This window comes from Streptomyces sp. NBC_01352 (assembly GCF_036237295.1).
GTDB classification, from domain to species: Bacteria; Actinomycetota; Actinomycetes; order Streptomycetales; family Streptomycetaceae; genus Streptomyces; species Streptomyces plumbiresistens.
Genome location: NZ_CP108354.1, coordinates 4,743,348 through 4,758,699 on the forward strand (window position 1 = coordinate 4,743,348; position 15,352 = coordinate 4,758,699).

The 15,352-nt window shown below is 69.5% G+C and carries 17 protein-coding genes and 3 tRNA genes; 5 read left to right on the top strand and 15 right to left on the bottom strand.

Annotation, left to right across the window (positions count from 1 at the left end; genetic code table 11):
• Positions 1–310: 310 nt before the first annotated feature.
• From OG252_RS21890 to OG252_RS21915, 6 genes are all read right to left on the bottom strand, one after another.
• Positions 311–1,171: an LppX_LprAFG lipoprotein gene (locus tag OG252_RS21890; protein ID WP_329338090.1), complete on the bottom strand. Its 861-nt coding sequence runs from the start codon at positions 1,169–1,171 to the stop codon at positions 311–313.
• Positions 1,172–1,291: 120 nt separating this feature from the next.
• The gene (gene rplA, locus OG252_RS21895; protein ID WP_266435148.1) at positions 1,292–2,017 is read right to left on the bottom strand and encodes a 50S ribosomal protein L1; all 726 of its coding nucleotides are present in this window, start codon (positions 2,015–2,017) and stop codon (positions 1,292–1,294) included.
• Positions 2,018–2,099: 82 nt separating this feature from the next.
• Entirely contained in the window at positions 2,100–2,534 is a 435-nt protein-coding gene (gene rplK, locus OG252_RS21900) for a 50S ribosomal protein L11 (protein WP_266435150.1), read from the bottom strand.
• A 148-nt stretch (positions 2,535–2,682) separates the two neighbouring features.
• A complete protein-coding gene (gene nusG, locus OG252_RS21905; protein ID WP_307676694.1) occupies positions 2,683–3,573 on the bottom strand; it encodes a transcription termination/antitermination protein NusG in 891 nt (296 codons plus the stop codon).
• 77 nt (positions 3,574–3,650) lie between these two features.
• Complete coding sequence (gene secE, locus OG252_RS21910; protein WP_266435154.1) at positions 3,651–3,938, bottom strand: preprotein translocase subunit SecE; 288 nt, start codon at positions 3,936–3,938, stop codon at positions 3,651–3,653.
• A gap of 111 nt (positions 3,939–4,049) precedes the next feature.
• Positions 4,050–4,122, bottom strand: a tRNA-Trp gene (locus OG252_RS21915).
• Between the two features lie 297 nt (positions 4,123–4,419).
• Here OG252_RS21915 and OG252_RS21920 point away from each other — a divergent pair.
• The gene (locus tag OG252_RS21920; protein ID WP_266435156.1) at positions 4,420–5,646 is read left to right on the top strand and encodes a pyridoxal phosphate-dependent aminotransferase; all 1,227 of its coding nucleotides are present in this window, start codon (positions 4,420–4,422) and stop codon (positions 5,644–5,646) included.
• 125 nt (positions 5,647–5,771) lie between these two features.
• The gene (locus tag OG252_RS21925) at positions 5,772–6,803 is read left to right on the top strand and encodes an adenosine deaminase (RefSeq protein ID WP_329338096.1); all 1,032 of its coding nucleotides are present in this window, start codon (positions 5,772–5,774) and stop codon (positions 6,801–6,803) included.
• A gap of 12 nt (positions 6,804–6,815) precedes the next feature.
• Here the strand turns inward: OG252_RS21925 and OG252_RS21930 are convergent, their stop codons facing one another.
• The 8 genes from OG252_RS21930 to OG252_RS21965 form a co-directional block, all read right to left on the bottom strand.
• Entirely contained in the window at positions 6,816–7,871 is a 1,056-nt protein-coding gene (locus tag OG252_RS21930; protein ID WP_266435161.1) for a UDP-N-acetylmuramate dehydrogenase, read from the bottom strand.
• Between the two features lie 712 nt (positions 7,872–8,583).
• Entirely contained in the window at positions 8,584–10,026 is a 1,443-nt protein-coding gene (locus OG252_RS21935; protein ID WP_266435163.1) for a DHA2 family efflux MFS transporter permease subunit, read from the bottom strand.
• A 132-nt stretch (positions 10,027–10,158) separates the two neighbouring features.
• On the bottom strand, positions 10,159–10,728 hold the full coding sequence (locus OG252_RS21940) for a TetR/AcrR family transcriptional regulator (RefSeq protein ID WP_266435165.1): 570 nt from the start codon (positions 10,726–10,728) through the stop codon (positions 10,159–10,161).
• Positions 10,729–10,855: 127 nt separating this feature from the next.
• The gene (locus OG252_RS21945; RefSeq protein WP_266435167.1) at positions 10,856–11,284 is read right to left on the bottom strand and encodes a MaoC family dehydratase; all 429 of its coding nucleotides are present in this window, start codon (positions 11,282–11,284) and stop codon (positions 10,856–10,858) included.
• Between the two features lie 4 nt (positions 11,285–11,288).
• On the bottom strand, positions 11,289–11,741 hold the full coding sequence (locus OG252_RS21950; protein WP_266435169.1) for a MaoC family dehydratase N-terminal domain-containing protein: 453 nt from the start codon (positions 11,739–11,741) through the stop codon (positions 11,289–11,291).
• An 86-nt stretch (positions 11,742–11,827) separates the two neighbouring features.
• Positions 11,828–11,992 carry a 50S ribosomal protein L33 gene (rpmG, locus tag OG252_RS21955; RefSeq protein WP_003948671.1) on the bottom strand — a complete coding sequence of 55 codons (165 nt, stop codon included), beginning with the start codon at positions 11,990–11,992 and terminating at the stop codon, positions 11,828–11,830.
• 96 nt (positions 11,993–12,088) lie between these two features.
• Positions 12,089–12,161, bottom strand: a tRNA-Met gene (locus OG252_RS21960).
• A gap of 46 nt (positions 12,162–12,207) precedes the next feature.
• A tRNA-Thr gene (locus tag OG252_RS21965) sits at positions 12,208–12,280 on the bottom strand.
• Positions 12,281–12,588: 308 nt separating this feature from the next.
• On the opposite strand from OG252_RS21965, the gene OG252_RS21970 reads away from it, so the two are divergent.
• From OG252_RS21970 to OG252_RS21980, 3 genes are all read left to right on the top strand, one after another.
• Positions 12,589–13,890 (top strand): amidohydrolase family protein, encoded by a 1,302-nt coding sequence (locus OG252_RS21970; protein ID WP_266435171.1) that lies wholly within the window; start codon positions 12,589–12,591, stop codon positions 13,888–13,890.
• A 95-nt stretch (positions 13,891–13,985) separates the two neighbouring features.
• Positions 13,986–14,642 (top strand): SDR family oxidoreductase, encoded by a 657-nt coding sequence (locus tag OG252_RS21975; RefSeq protein WP_329338102.1) that lies wholly within the window; start codon positions 13,986–13,988, stop codon positions 14,640–14,642.
• 2 nt (positions 14,643–14,644) lie between these two features.
• Positions 14,645–15,022 carry a nuclear transport factor 2 family protein gene (locus OG252_RS21980; protein ID WP_266435175.1) on the top strand — a complete coding sequence of 126 codons (378 nt, stop codon included), beginning with the start codon at positions 14,645–14,647 and terminating at the stop codon, positions 15,020–15,022.
• Between the two features lie 83 nt (positions 15,023–15,105).
• On the opposite strand, the gene OG252_RS21985 is transcribed toward OG252_RS21980, so the two are convergent.
• Entirely contained in the window at positions 15,106–15,318 is a 213-nt protein-coding gene (locus tag OG252_RS21985; protein ID WP_266435177.1) for a hypothetical protein, read from the bottom strand.
• Positions 15,319–15,352 lie beyond the last annotated feature (34 nt).

The window sequence follows — 15,352 nt, forward strand, 5'->3', positions numbered from 1 at the left end:
GGGTGATGAGGACCGCTCAGAAGGGGCTGGGACGAACGAAACGCCCCGGCGCAGGCGCACGGGGCGTAGCTCGACCGGCATTCGCAACGCAAGCAGCGAACTCCGGGAGCACATCCACGGTCACCTGCGCGGGTCGTCCGCAGTTCAGCGGATCCTTCGGCCACCGCGCCCTCTTACGAGCACACGGCAACGACCAGCGGTCTTTGGCTTCCTCAGGAGAGTACGCGACCGGATCGCCCTCGAGCAAATCCGCCCGTACGGGGCCCAGCTCGCGGCGTCCGCACCTGTGGCCGTGACCTTTCCCTGTGGCTCAGGGGGTGTTGCCGAGCGCGCCCTGCTGCTTCAGGAGCTCCTTGAAGTCCTCGGTGTCGCCGGCCGGAGGCTTTTGTACGGAGACCCGCACGCCGTAGTCGCTGTAGTACGCGGTCTGGGTCAGCTCGCCGGTGGCCATCCGGCCCTTCTCGACCTTCTTGACCAGCAGATCCTGGTCGTCGACCCAGATGTCGACGGTCTGTGTGGTCACCCCGGCCCCTTCCAGCTGCTGCCGCAGCTCGGCGTCGGCGACGTCGCTCACCTCGACCGTGCCGGAGTAGTGCGTGGTGGGCTGCCCGTTCACCGTCTCCGCGCCGACCTTGCGCACGTCCTCGCAGTCCAGGAGCAGCTTCACCGACTGGTTGGGCGTGGTGTTGCGCATCTGGTCGGCGAAGTTCGCGCCACCGCCGCCGAGGGCCTCGAGATCGTCGTAGACGTACCTGAGCCAGTGCTTGCCGCCGGCCTTCTCGGCGAACGCGTCGCCCATCCGCGCGTAGTAGGCGTCGGACAGATAGCGGGCCTCCATCGACGTGATGCCGAGGCCGCGCATCGTGTCGGCCGTGGTGCCGCCGGTGTACGTGATGGTCAGGGTGCCGGTGAGCGCGCTGCCCCAGTCCAGGGCGCCGTCCGCCTCGACGGACAGCTGGGTGCCCATGACGGTGGTGGACCGCACCCTGGCCGACTCGGCCCGGTCGGTGGACCGCTCGGCCAGGCGCAGGGCCGGGAGGAACTCGGAGGTCGCCGCACGGTCGTTCTCGGGCTTCGGGGAGGGCTCGGAGGAGGTACAGGCGGTCAGCACCGTCAGTGCGGCCGCCATCGCGACCGAGCGGACACCGCCTCGCCCCGTCGTGCACTTCATACGTCCCCCTGTGCCATTGCCCTGTGCGCACGCTAACCCAGGGCACAGTCCCCTCACACAGGAACGGGCCCCGCACCGAGAAGGTGCGGGGCCCGTCGCCGACCAGGCGAGCCGTCAGGCTCAGACCGCAGCCGGGTCCTCCTCGACGAGGAGGTTGCGGGTGCGGTTCGGGTCGACCGGAATGCCGGGGCCGATCGTGGTGCTGATCGCGGCCTTCTTGATGTAGCGACCCTTGGCGGCGGACGGCTTCAGACGAAGGATCTCGTCCAGGGCCGCGCCGTAGTTCTCCACCAGCTGGGTGTCGTCGAAGGACGCCTTGCCGATGATGAAGTGCAGGTTCGAGTGCTTGTCGACGCGGAACTCGATCTTGCCGCCCTTGATCTCGTTGACGGCCTTGACGACGTCAGGAGTCACGGTGCCGGTCTTCGGGTTCGGCATCAGACCACGCGGGCCGAGGACACGGCCGAGGCGGCCGACCTTGCCCATGAGGTCGGGGGTGGCGACGACGGCGTCGAAGTCCAGACGGCCCTTCGACACCTCGTCGATGAGTTCGTCGGCGCCGACGATGTCGGCGCCCGCGGCACGAGCGGCCTCGGCACGGTCACCGGTCGCGAAGACCAGGACCCGGGCGGTCTTGCCGGTGCCGTGCGGGAGGTTCACGGTGCCACGGACCATCTGGTCGGCCTTGCGCGGGTCGACACCCAGACGGAAGGCGACCTCGACGGTGCCGTCGAACTTGCTCGTGGAGGTCTCCTTGGCGAGGCGGACGGCCTCGAGCGGGGCGTAGAACTTGTCCCGGTCGATCTTGGCGTCCGCAGCGCGGAGAGACTTGCTGCGCTTGCTCACTACTGCTCCTGTGTGTTCTTGAGGAGTCGTGGTGCGGGCCGAGCAGGCCCTGCCACTTCTTCTGCTGTGCGGGGGTTGGGGCTCAGCCCTCGACCGTGACGCCCATGGAACGCGCGGTACCGGCGATGATCTTCGCGGCGGCGTCCAGGTCGTTGGCGTTGAGGTCGGCGAGCTTGGTGGTGGCGATCTCGCGGACCTGCGCCTCGGTGATCTTGGCGACCTTGGTCTTGTGCGGCTCGCCGGAGCCCTTCTCGATACCCGCGGCCTTGAGAATCATCTTGGCGGCCGGCGGCGTCTTGGTGATGAAGGTGAAGGAGCGGTCCTCGTAGACCGTGATCTCCACCGGGATCACCCAGCCACGCTGCGACTCGGTCGCGGCGTTGTACGCCTTGCAGAACTCCATGATGTTGACGCCGTGCTGACCCAGCGCGGGGCCGACCGGCGGCGCCGGGTTGGCGGCACCGGCCTGGATCTGGAGCTTGATGAGCCCCGTGACCTTCTTCTTCTTGGGAGGCATTCCGGGTCCTCTGTCTTTTCTGTCAGTTTCCTGATGCCCGAAGGCAACCGCACAACCCTAACGGGTATCTCTGCGCGGCTAAAAACCGAGCAGGTCAGACAGGCTGCGAAGCCGTCTGACCTGAACGGTGGCTTTGTCGCCGAAGGCGTTAGTTCTTCTGGATCTGGTCGAACGAGAGCTCGACCGGAGTCTCGCGGCCGAAGATCTCCACGAGGCCCTTGACCTTCTTCGAGTCGGGGTTGATCTCGTTGATGGTCGCCTGCAGCGTGGCGAACGGGCCGTCGGTGACGGTGACCGAGTCGCCGACCTCGAAGTCCAGCACCTGGACCTCGACCTTGCGCTGCGGAGCTGGCTTGCCCTCGGCCTCGGCGGCCTCGCGGGCGGCCTTCTCCTCGGCCTCCGGGGCGAGCATCTTGACGATCTCGTCCAGGGTCAGCGGGTACGGGTCGTAGGCGTTGCCCACGAAGCCGGTCACGCCGGGGGTGTTGCGGACGACGCCCCAGGACTCGTTCGTCAGGTCCATGCGCACCAGCACGTAGCCGGGGAGCTTGTTCTGGCGGATGGTCTTGCGCTCGCCGTTCTTGATCTGCGCGACCTCTTCCTGCGGCACTTCGGCCTGGAAGATGAAGTCCTCGACGTTCAGCGAGACGGCACGCTGTTCGAGGTTGGTCTTCACGCGGTTCTCGTAACCGGCGTAGGTGTGGATGACGTACCACTCGCCGGGGAGGGTGCGCAGTTCCTCGCGCAGGGCGGCGACGGGGTCGACCGGCTCGGCCGGCTCCTCCTCGACGTCCTCTTCCGCTTCCGCTTCGTCTTCCGCGACGGTCTCGTCGGCGGCGGACTCGTCGGCGTCAGTCTCGTCCGCGACGGTCTCGTCCTCGTCCTCGACGTGCACGGCGGCGTCCTCGGCGGGCTCACCAGCGTCGGCGTCGGCAGCCTCGACCTCGTCCAGATCCTCGTCCGCGCCCTCGACGATGTCGAGTTCGTCTTCCACGGACTCGTCCGGCTCGACGGCCTCGTTCAGGTTCGGGTCAGACACGGTGGCTGCTTCTTCCTGGATACATGGGGGTGGAACACGCGAAAGGGGCGCCGGTGACGGCGCCCTTCGCTCTTGGCTCAGCCAAAGACGTACTTGGCGGCGTGGTCGAGTCCATAGTCAATCACGGTGACCAGGCCGATCATGATGACGACGAAGACGATCACGACGGTCGTGTACGTCGTCAGCTGGCCGCGCGTAGGCCAGACGACCTTGCGCAGCTCGGCGACAATCTGACGATAGAAGAGAGCGAGGCGCTTCAGCGGGCCCTTCTTGGCACGCTTTCCGCCCTTACGAGTCTTCTTCTTGGACTCCGGCGCCTCGTCCTCGGCATCAGGCATGTCGATGGAGCCCACGGCGTCCGTCACTCGTCCTCACCTGATTCCGGGTCGTGGCCGTGCCGCGCCCGGTCTGAGCCGCACGGCGGTGCATTGCTGCTGTACGTACATGCGCACACATCCTGGCGAAGGAGTGTGTAGCAGGGCCGGAGGGACTTGAACCCCCAACCGCTGGTTTTGGAGACCAGTGCTCTACCAATTGAGCTACGACCCTTTGTGTGTTCCCCAACAACGTACCGCATCCGACCGAGTGCTCGGTGTGCACCGATTGAGCGCAGCCTGCTGAAGGCCAACGAGGTGAGAGTGTACGTGTTCTGTGGCCCATCGTCGAACAGAAAGTGCCCGTGGGCGCCCTGTCGACGGAAGAACGGCGGAAGATCGACTGTGGATCGCCCTGGCCGCGGCCGGGATGCGAGCGGGATGCGGGCGGGTGTTCAGGGGTTTGCCCGTACATGTTCAGTCTGTGAAACCCGCGTGCCGGGGTGGTTTCCGGTCTGAAACGATGGGCCCCATGAGCGCTGCAACCCCTCCCACCGAGCGCCGGGTCTCCGCCCGAGTCGGCGCGATCTCCGAGTCCGCCACTCTCGCCGTGGATGCCAAGGCCAAGGCCCTGAAGGCCGCCGGGCGGCCGGTGATCGGCTTCGGCGCCGGTGAGCCCGACTTCCCGACCCCGGACTACATCGTCGAGGCGGCCGTCGAGGCCTGCAAGAACCCGAAGTACCACCGCTACACGCCGGCCGGTGGTCTGCCCGAGCTGAAGGCCGCGATCGCCGCGAAGACGCTGCGCGACTCGAACTACGAGGTCGACCCCGCGCAGATCCTCGTCACCAACGGCGGCAAGCAGGCCATCTACGAAGCCTTCGCCGCGATCCTCGACCCGGGCGACGAGGTCATCGTCCCGGCGCCGTACTGGACGACGTACCCCGAGTCGATCCGGCTGGCCGGCGGTGTGCCGGTCGACGTGGTCGCGGACGAGACGACCGGCTACCGCGTCAGCGTCGAGCAGCTGGAGGCAGCCCGTACCGAGAAGACGAAGGTCGTCCTCTTCGTCTCCCCCTCGAACCCGACCGGCGCGGTCTACAGCGCCGAGGACGCCGAGGCGATCGGCCGCTGGGCCGTCGAGCACGGCCTGTGGGTCATGACGGACGAGATCTACGAGCACCTGGTCTACGGCGACGCGACCTTCACGTCCCTGCCCGCGATCCTCCCGGAGCTGCGCGACAAGTGCATCGTGGTCAACGGTGTCGCGAAGACGTACGCCATGACGGGCTGGCGGGTCGGCTGGATCATCGGCCCGAAGGACGTCGTGAAGGCGGCGACGAACCTCCAGTCGCACGCCACGTCGAACGTGTCGAACGTGGCGCAGGTCGCGGCGCTGGCCGCGGTGTCGGGTGGCCTGGACGCCGTCGCGACGATGCGGGAGGCCTTCGACCGCCGCCGCAAGACGATCGTGCGGATGCTGAACGAGATCGACGGCGTCGTCTGCCCCGAGCCCGAGGGCGCCTTCTACGCCTACCCCTCGGTGAAGGGTCTGCTCGGCAAGGAGATCCGCGGCAAGCGCCCGCAGGACACCGTCGCGCTGGCCGCGCTGATCCTGGAGGAGGCCGAGGTCGCGGTCGTTCCGGGCGAGGCCTTCGGTACGCCGGGCTATCTGCGGCTGTCGTACGCCCTGGGGGACGAGGACCTCGTCGAGGGGGTCTCGCGGATCCAGAAGCTGCTGGCGGAGGCGCGGGACTGAGCTTTGGTCACAGGGCGGCCGACTCCGGTTTCTTCGGAGGTGGCCGCCCTGTTTGTTTGTGCGAGCAAGACCACTAAAGGGGAAAGCGCTACCGGGACGGCAGGGACGTACGGCAGGATCCTGGAATGGAGCGTGTACGTGATGTCTCTGAGCTGCCGAAAACCCATCTGCACCTGCACTTCACCGGTTCGATGCGGCCCGGCACCGTGCTGGAACTGGCCGACAAGTACGGCGTGCGTCTGCCCGAGACGCTCAGCGAAGCCCTGATCAGCGGGGAACCGCCCAAGCTACGGGCGACGGACGAACGGGGCTGGTTCCGCTTCCAGCGCCTGTACGACGCGGCGCGCTCGTGCCTGAGAGAGCCCGAGGACATCCAGCGGCTGGTGCGGGAGGCCGCGGAGGAGGATGTGAAGGACGGCTCGGGCTGGCTGGAGATCCAGGTCGACCCGACCTCGTACGCCCCGAGGCTGGGCGGACTGATCCCGGCCCTGGAAGTCATCCTGGACGCGGTGGAGACGACCTCGCGGGAGACCGGGCTGGGCATGCGCGTCCTGGTCGCCGCGAACCGCATGAAGCACCCCCTGGACGCACGCACGCTGGCCCGTCTCGCGGTGCGGTACGCCGACCGGGGCGTCGTCGGCTTCGGCCTCTCCAACGACGAACGCCGGGGCATGGCGAGGGACTTCGACCGGGCCTTCGCCATCGCGCGGGAGGGCGGTCTGCTGTCGGCGCCGCACGGGGGCGAGCTGACAGGGCCGTACTCGGTACGGGACTGCCTGGACGACCTGCATGCGAACCGGCTCGGTCACGGGGTCCGGGCAGCGGAGGATCCGCGCCTGTTGAAGCGGCTCGCGGAGCGGGGCGTGACGTGTGAGGTGTGTCCGGCGTCGAACGTGGCACTGGGTGTGTACGAGAAGCCTGAGGACGTGCCGCTGCGGACGTTGTTCGAGGCGGGTGTGCCGATGGCGTTGGGGGCGGACGATCCGCTTCTGTTCGGCTCTCGTCTGGCCGCCCAGTACGAGATCGCCCGCCGGCACCATGCCTTCACGGACCTGGAGCTGGCGGAGCTGGCCCGTCAGTCCATTCGTGGGTCGGCGGCGCCCGAGGACATGAAGGGGAAGCTGTTGGCAGGGGTGGAGGACTGGCTGGCCGGCTGACGGCCGGGGCCTTTAGAGGCTGACGCCGACCGTCACCGGTTCGTTGACGAGGGTGACCCCGAAGGCGTCTTCGACACCGGTGACCACCTCGCGGGCCAGGGTGAGGAGGTCCTCGGTGGTCGCCGAGCCGCGGTTGGTGAGGGCGAGGGTGTGCTTGGTGGAGATGCGGGCCGGGCCGGTGCCGTATCCCTTGCCGAAGCCGGCCTTGTCGATCAGCCAGGCGGCGGAGGTCTTGGTGCGGCCCTCACCCGCCGGGTAGGCGGGCGGCACCACGCCGTCGCCGAGGCGCTCGTGCACGCGCGCGTGGAACGCCGCGAACTCCTGCTCGGTGAGGATCGGGTTGGTGAAGAAGGACCCGGCCGACCAGGTGTCGTGGTCCTCGGGGTCCAGGACCATGCCCTTGCCGGAACGCAGCTTGAGGACGGTCTCGCGGGCGTCCGCGAGGGGCACCCGGTCGCCGGGTTCCACGCCCAGGGCCCTGGCCGTCTCGGCGTACTTGACCGGGCCGGACAGTCCGTCGGCGTCCTCCAGCTCGAAGCGGACGCGCAGGACCACGTAACGCTCGGGGGCTGCCTTGAAGCGGCTGTGGCGGTACGAGAAGGCGCAGTCGGCGTTCGGGATCGTGACCGTCTCGTGCGTGGTCCGGTCGTAGGCGATCACCTCGGTGATCGTCGAGGAGACCTCCTGGCCGTACGCGCCCACGTTCTGGATGGGGGTCGCGCCGGCGGAGCCGGGGATGCCGGCCAGGCACTCGATGCCGGCGAGTCCGGCCTCCACGGTGCGGGCCACGGCGTCGGTCCACACCTCGCCGGCGGCGAGCTCCAGCCGGGTGCCGTCGAGGGCGAAGCCCTGCGTGGCGATGACGAGCGCGGTGCCGTCGAAGCCCTTGTCGCCGATGACCAGGTTCGATCCGCCGCCGATGAGCAACAGGGGCGTCCCGCTGTCGTCCGCCTCGCGGACTGCGGCGATCACCTCGGCGTCGGTCGTCGCGGTGACCAGCCGGGCCGCGGGACCGCCCAGCCGGAAGGTGGTCAGCGGGGCGAGGGGGGCGTCGTGGAGTTCCTGCACGCGCTCAAGAGTACGAGACGGGGGGCGGGGCGTTGTGCCTGCGGCGGCCTGTGCGGGTTGGGTGCGCGTAGCGCCTTCGGTTGGGTGGTGGGTCGGGGACGTGTCGGGGGGTGTCCGTCCTCGGAACGGCGCGGAATCGGTCGGCCAGGGAGGTACCGGCGTTGACGCGCCAACCGCTGCGGGCGGACACCCCCCGACACGTCCCCTTCCCGCCGTACGCGACCGCGGGAGCGCCCACCTTCCGACCGACCACCCTTCGGGGCGACGCTCCCTGTCGGCCAACCGAGTCGGGTGGCAGGGACCGTCCCTAGCCCCCATCCACCCGCGGGGACGCAGCCCCAGGTGTGAGGCCCACCTTTCGACCGTGCGCAGCCTCCAGGGCGGCGCTCGCCTCTCGGCCAACCGAGTCGGGTGGCGGGTGGAGACCGTCCCCAGCCCTCACCCACACTGGCGGCGCAGTCCAGGACAAGCCCCGCTACCTCTCGGCCAACCCAGTCGGGTGGCAGGTGGAGACCATCCCCAGCCCCCACCCGCCCCTGGGGGCGCAGCCTCAGGGGTGAGGCCCACCCCTCGACCCACCGAGTCGGGTGGTGGGTGGGCATAGGTCGGGGGTCTGGGGGCGGAGCCCCCAGGGACGCCCGCGCCCGCGCCGGTGACTGGGAACACGGGGTACCCGAACCCAGGCCACCACCCGACACCGACCCCGCGACACTCACCGAGAGGCCGTCTCCCTCACCGGCGCCGCCACCGCATCCTCCGGCGCCGCCAGCCGCGCGGCACTCTTCCGTCCCGGGATCAGCAACGCCGCGATCCCGGCGACAGCCACAACCGCCGCGCCCGTCACCAACGCCGGCCGCAGCCCGTCGACGAAGGCCTGCCCGCTCTCGTAACCACCCTGCGCTGCGAAGATCGACGCCATGACGGCGATGCCGAGCGCGCCGCCGACCTCTCGCAGCGCGTTGTTCGCGCCGGAGGCGATGCCCTGTTCGTGGGCGCGGACGCTGGACATCACCAGGTTGGCGGCGGGAGCGAAGTACAGGGCCATGCCGACGCCGCTGATGATCAGGCCGGGCAGCTGGGCACCGTAGGACGCGTCGGCGGTGACCACGGAGGCCATCCAGGCGAGGCCGGCCGCCTGGAGGAAGAGTCCGGCGGCGACGACGGGGCGGCCGCCGATGCGGTCGGAGAGTATGCCCGCGATGGGCGCCACGAGCATCGGCATGCCGGTCCAGGGCAGCATCCGCAGGCCCGCCTCGGTGGGCGAGTAGCCGAGCACGCCCTGCATGTACTGGCTGAGCAGGAAGATCGAACCGAACATGCCGAGGAACATCAGGAGGCTGGCCGCGTTGATCCCGGAGAAGGCGCGGGAGCGGAACAGCCGCATCGGCAGCATGGGGTGCTTGGCGCGGATGCTGTGGAAGACGAAGCCGGTGAGCAGCGCCGTCCCGGCGAACAGGCCGGTCAGGACGAGAGGGCTGGTCCAGCCGTCGACGGGGCTGCGGACCAGGCCGTAGACGATCCCGAAGAGGCCGCTACTGGCGAGCACGGTGCCGAGTACGTCGAGCCGGGCATCGGAGCCGCGGGACTCGGCCAGTCGGAGCCGGGCGAGCGGCAGCAGGGCGATGCCCAGTGGGACGTTCAGCCAGAAGATCCACTGCCAGGAGATGTGTTCGGTGAGGCTGCCGCCGATGAGCGGGCCGGAGGCGACGGCGAGTCCGTTGACGGCGCCCCAGATGCCGTACGCCATTCCGCGCTTGGCGGCGGGCACGGCCGCTGTGAGAAGGGTGAGCGTCAGCGGCATCATGATCGCCGCTCCCACACCCTGGACCGCGCGGGCCGCGATGAGGGAGTCGATGCCGGGCGCCATGGCCGCCGCGGCGGACGCTGCGGTGAAGACCGCCGTGCCGATGATGAAGAGCCGGCGGCGGCCGAAGCGGTCGCCGAGCGCCGCGCCGAACATGAGGAAGACGGCGAAGGTGAGCGTGTAGGCGCTCACCGTCCATTCCAGGTCGTCCAGCGCTCCCCCGAGGTCCTCGCGGATGGAGGGCAGGGCGGTGGTGACGACGAGGTTGTCGAGGGCCGCCATGAATCCGGCGACGCTGGTGATGACGAGGGCCCAGACGGCTCCCCCGCGACGTGCTGTCTGCTGTGACATCTCTCCCCCAGAGAGTGATCGGAGAGTGACCAGAGAGCGTTGAGCGACTGATCACCAAGGTCAGTTAGTTATTGATGACTAACTTTCACGCGCATAAAAAGGCGCCTATGACGCCTTCTTGTTTCCTGTTTCCTAGTGCTCCAGCCGGCCCTTGGCCCGCGCCGACGGATAGAGCCCTTCCCAGACCCGGTGCTCGGGCGGGAAGCCCATGGCCGCCAGGCAGTTGATGAGCATTCCGTACGCCAGGAAGGTCGTCGTCTCGTTGACGTCGGCCCCCAGGGGCAGGTGGACGGTGTCCCACAGCCGCATCCAGCCGGCCCGCACCGCCTCGCCGAACTCGTGCTCACCGGCCTCCTCGGCGGCAGCCACGGCGACGTACATCTGCATCTGCATCATCAGCTGATCGGGCCGCTCCGCGATGACCTTGGTGTACGCGTTCCCCATGGCATGCAGGGCCTCTTCGCCCTCCAGCCCATCGGCGGCCTCCTTGAAGGTGCGGATGGTGTCCTCCACGCACCGCTCGGCCGCCGCGAGGAAGATCGCCTTCTTTCCCGGGAAGAGCCGGAAGAGGTACGGCTGCGAGACGCCGACCCGCTTGGCGATCGCCTCGGTCGAAGTGCCGTGATATCCACCACGGGCGAACTCGGCCGTCGCCGCACGGATGACACTCTCGCGCCTCTCTTCTGCGCTCATCCTGACCATGCCAGTAAGTTAGTACTCAATCACTAACCACGTCAAGGCTGCCGGACTCAGCCTCTTAAGTGGCGAGATGCACCTGTGCGTAAGGGGCGCCCCGCAATGGAGGACGCCCCTTACCGCTGCTCCAGGGTCAGGCCAGTCGTACGACCGCCCGCGACATCCCCAGCACTTTCTGCCCGGCACTGGTCGCGGTGAGGTCGACGCGGACCGTGTTGTCGTCGAGCTTGGCCGCGACCTTGCCGCTGACCTCGATGGTGGCGCCCTGGTCGTCGTTCGGGACGACGACGGGCTTGGTGAAGCGGACGCCGTAATGGACGACCGATCCCGGGTCGCCGGCCCAGTCGGTGACCACCCGGATCGCCTCGGCCATGGTGAACATGCCGTGCGCGATGACGTCCGGCAGCCCGACCTCCTTGGCGAACTTCTCGTTCCAGTGGATCGGGTTGAAGTCGCCGGAGGCGCCGGCGTACTGGACGAGGGTGGCCCGCGTCACGGAGAAGGTCTGGGCGGGCAGCTCGGTGCCGACCTCGACATCGCTGTACGCGATCTTGGCGGTCATCTGCTCACGCCTCCTCGGCCGCACGGGCCACGAGCTTGGTCCAGGCGGTCACGACGTGCTCGCCGGCCTCGTCGTGGACCTCTCCCCGGATGTCCAGGATGTCGTTGCCCGCCATGGACTTGATCGCCTCGATGGTCGAGGTGACAGCGAGCCGGTCGCCGGCGCGCACAGGGCGGACGTATTCGAACTTCTGGTCACCGTGCACCACCCGGCTGTAGTCAAGGCCGAGCTGCGGGTCCTGGACGACCTGTCCCGCCGCCTTGAAGGTGATCGAGAACACGAAGGTCGGCGGCGCGATCACATCGGGGTGACCGAGCGCCTTGGCGGCCTCCGGGTCCGTGTACGCCGGGTTGGCGTCCCCCACCGCCTCCGCGAACTCACGGATCTTCTCCCGGCCCACCTCGTAGGGGTCGGTGGGCGGGTAGCTCCGCCCGACGAAGGACTGGTCGAGCGCCATGGCTCGGCACCTCCTGAAGTCTGCTGTACCGAAACGACGTGAGGCCGCCCCCCGACTGCGGGGGCGGCCTCACGTACGAGCCTGATTTATCGCGTTTCGCGGTGCGCGGTGTGCGCGTTGCAACGCGGGCAGTGCTTCTTCATCTCCAGTCGGTCCGGGTTGTTACGCCGGTTCTTCTTGGTGATGTAGTTCCGCTCCTTGCACTCCACGCAGGCCAGCGTGATCTTCGGGCGGACGTCGGTGGCAGCCACAGGAGTGCTCCTTGACGAACGGATGGGACGGTTTAAGCATTAACGCATAGAAGAGTAGCCGATCGAAGGACCGACCCCACAATCGGCTACTGTCAGTAGCGGTGACCGGACTTGAACCGGTGACACAGCGATTATGAGCCGCTTGCTCTACCGACTGAGCTACACCGCTGAGATGCGATCGGGCCCCGCCTTGCGACGGGAACCTTTCACACCAGAGCCCCAATACGGAATCGAACCGTAGACCTTCTCCTTACCATGGAGACGCTCTGCCGACTGAGCTATTGGGGCGAGCGATGAAGACATTACACGCTCGCCCGCCGTTCGCCCAAATCCGTTTCGCGGCTCCCGTCCTGCCCCGATCTGCGGTCCTCCCACGGGCCTCGCAGGCCCCTCCGGTGCGGTGGACCACACCGGTACGACTATTGCGCTCCTCCCTGTAGCGAGCGGGTGGTCACCCTAGGCTCGACTCACTCTGCGTGATCTTGCGTCCCCTTGCGATCCCTTCCGCAGTCCATAGCCAGCAGTCGCCGAGCCCCCTCCGTAGTCCCCGAGCCCGCAGTTCCCGAGCCCCGCAGCCCCCGAGCCCCTGGAGCGCGATGCCCGACAGTCAGCCGCAGCCGCCCCCCTCCCCGTCCGGTCCGTCGTCGTCCTCGTCCTCGTCCGGTTCGTCGTCGCGTTCGCCGTCCGGACGGGCCGAGGGGGCCTCTCTCCTGTTGTGCGGCGCGCGGCTCGCGGACGGCCGGGCCGTGGACGTACGGCTGGGCGGTGGGCGCATCGAGGCGGTCGGTACGGCGGGGAGTCTCTCGGCGGGCGGGGCACGCGCGCGTGGCGCGCGTCTGGACCTCGGTGGCTATCTGCTCCTGCCGGCCCCGGTCGAGCCGCACGCCCACGCCGACACCGCGCTGTCCGCCGACGACGAGGGTCCGGTTTCGTACGACATCCAGGACGTCCAGCGTCGGGCCACCGAGGCCGCCCTGCTGCAACTCGGGCACGGGGCCACCGCGCTGCGGGCACACGTGCGCGTGGGCGACGTCCCGGGGCTCGGCACGCTGGCCGCCGTACTCCAGGCACAGCGGGCGCTGCGCGGGTTCACCGAGCTGACGACCGTGGCGATGCCGAGGGTGCTGACCGGGGTGGCCGGGGCCGACGGGCTCGCGATGCTGCGGGACGCGATGAAGATGGGCGCCTCCGTGGTGGGCGGCTGTCCGGATCTCGACCCCGATCCGACGGGCTATGTGCAGGCCGTCCTGGACGTCGCCTCCGAACACGGCTGCCCCGTGGACCTGCACACCGACGCCACCGACCCGGCCCGCCTGTCCCGGCTCGCGGCCATGGCGGGCGGACTGCGCCCCGGAGTGACCCTCGCGCCCTGCGGTGGTCTGGGGCGCCTGCCCGCCGAGGTGGCGTCCCGGACCGCCGACCAGCTCGCGGCGGCCGGCGTGGCGGTGGTGTGCCTGCCACAGGGGGGCTGCGGGGGTGTCGACCGGCGGGGCACGGCTCCGGTACGGCTGCTGCGCGCGGCCGGAGTGCGGGTGGCCGCGGGCAGCGGCGCTCTGCGGGACGTCTCGAACCCCGTCGGGCGCGGCGACCCGCTGGAGGCGGCCTATCTCCTGGCCTCCCGCTACGGCCTGCGGCCCGAGGAGGCGTACGACACTGTGAGCGTGTCGGCCCGAGCGGTGCTGGGTCTGCCGGAGGTACGCGTGGAGGCCGGGTTCCCGGCCGAGTTGCTCGCGGTACGCGGTGAACGACTGGCGGGGGCGCTCTCGCTCGCGTACAGCCGCATCGTGGTGCACCGGGGGCGCGTGGTGGCGCGGACGAGCGCGGTACGGGAGTACTGCGACACGGCTGCGTCGGCGGAGTTGGGGCTGCCTCGGCAAGGGCGCGGGCAGTTGTCGTAGGGGGCGGTCACCGGGCCGTGTGCCTGATGTGCAGGCCCTGAGGTGTGGCCGGAGTCGTGCGGCGGATGCGGCTGTTCGGGCGTACGGTCGGAAGCATGCGCATTGTCATCGCTGGTGGTCATGGTCAGATCGCGCTGCGGCTGGAGCGTCTGCTCGCCGCGCGCGGAGACGAGGTCGCGGGGCTCATCCGCCGCGCCGAACAGGGCGACGATCTGCGGGAGGCCGGCGCCGAACCGGTGCTGCTGGACCTGGAGTCGGCCTCGGTCGAGGAGGTCGCGGCGCAGCTGCGGGGCACCGACGCGGCGGTCTTCGCGGCGGGCGCGGGTCCGGGCAGCGGGGTGGCCCGCAAGGACACGGTCGACAAGGGTGCGGCGGTGCTGTTCGCGGACGCGGCGGTCCGGGCGGGCGTACGGCGCTTCGTGGTCGTGTCGTCCATGGGCGCGGATCCGGCACACGAGGGCAGTGAGGTCTTCGACGTCTACCAGCGCGCCAAGGGCGAGGCGGACGCGTACGTGAGCGGACTGGACGCCCTGGACTGGACGATCCTGCGCCCCGGTTCACTGACGAACGACGCCGGCACCGGTCTCGTACGGCTGGAGGCGCACACCGGCCGGGGCGCGGTGCCGCGGGACGATGTGGCCGCCGTACTCGCGGAGTTGGTGGATTCCCCGGCGACTGCCGGGCTGACCCTGGAACTGGTCAGCGGGCCCTCGCCGGTGTCGGTGGCGGTGAAGTCGGTGGCGGGGAACTGAAGATGGCCGCCGAGGGGGTGCCGGCCGCGCGGGAGGCGCTGCTGCGGCGGATGTACGAGGTGTTCTCCACCGACGAGCGGGACGTCTTTCTCGCGCGGTGCCTGGCCCCGGACGTGGACTGGCCGAACATGCTGGACGGGGTCCGGCTGCACGGCCGCGAGGCGGTACGCGCGTACTGGGCACGGCAGTTCGCGGCCGGGCATCCCCTCGTAGGGCTGGAGGGGCTCCGGCTCGACGGGGACGGCGAGGCGGTGGTGGCGACCGTACGACTCGGGATGCGGGACGCGAGCGGGGAGCACTGGGCCGGGACCGTCGAGCATGTGTACCGGTTCGACGGGGACGGGTTGGTGGCGCGGATGGACGTACGGGCCGGTTCGTAGCGGTACCGGTAACTCGGCCGCGGGGCTCGCGCCCAGAACCTCCCAGACACGTCCTGGAACCTCCTAGAACCTCCTAGGGCCTCCTAGAACAGGGGCAGCTGCCCTGGATAGACGGGGACTGCGTACCCGTCCAACGTGGGCTGCGCGGCTCCGAGTTCCGCCTGCCGTCGGGAACCGGGGCACGAGACGAGTACGCCGTTCTCGCGCGCGCCGGGCGGGTCGTGCCGGGCGAAGCGTCCGGCGACGACGGCGATCTCGCGACGGCATTCGGGGCAGTGTCTGCGGCGGGTGGACATGGGATCAGTGTGCCCCGGGGGTCTGCGCGGTACC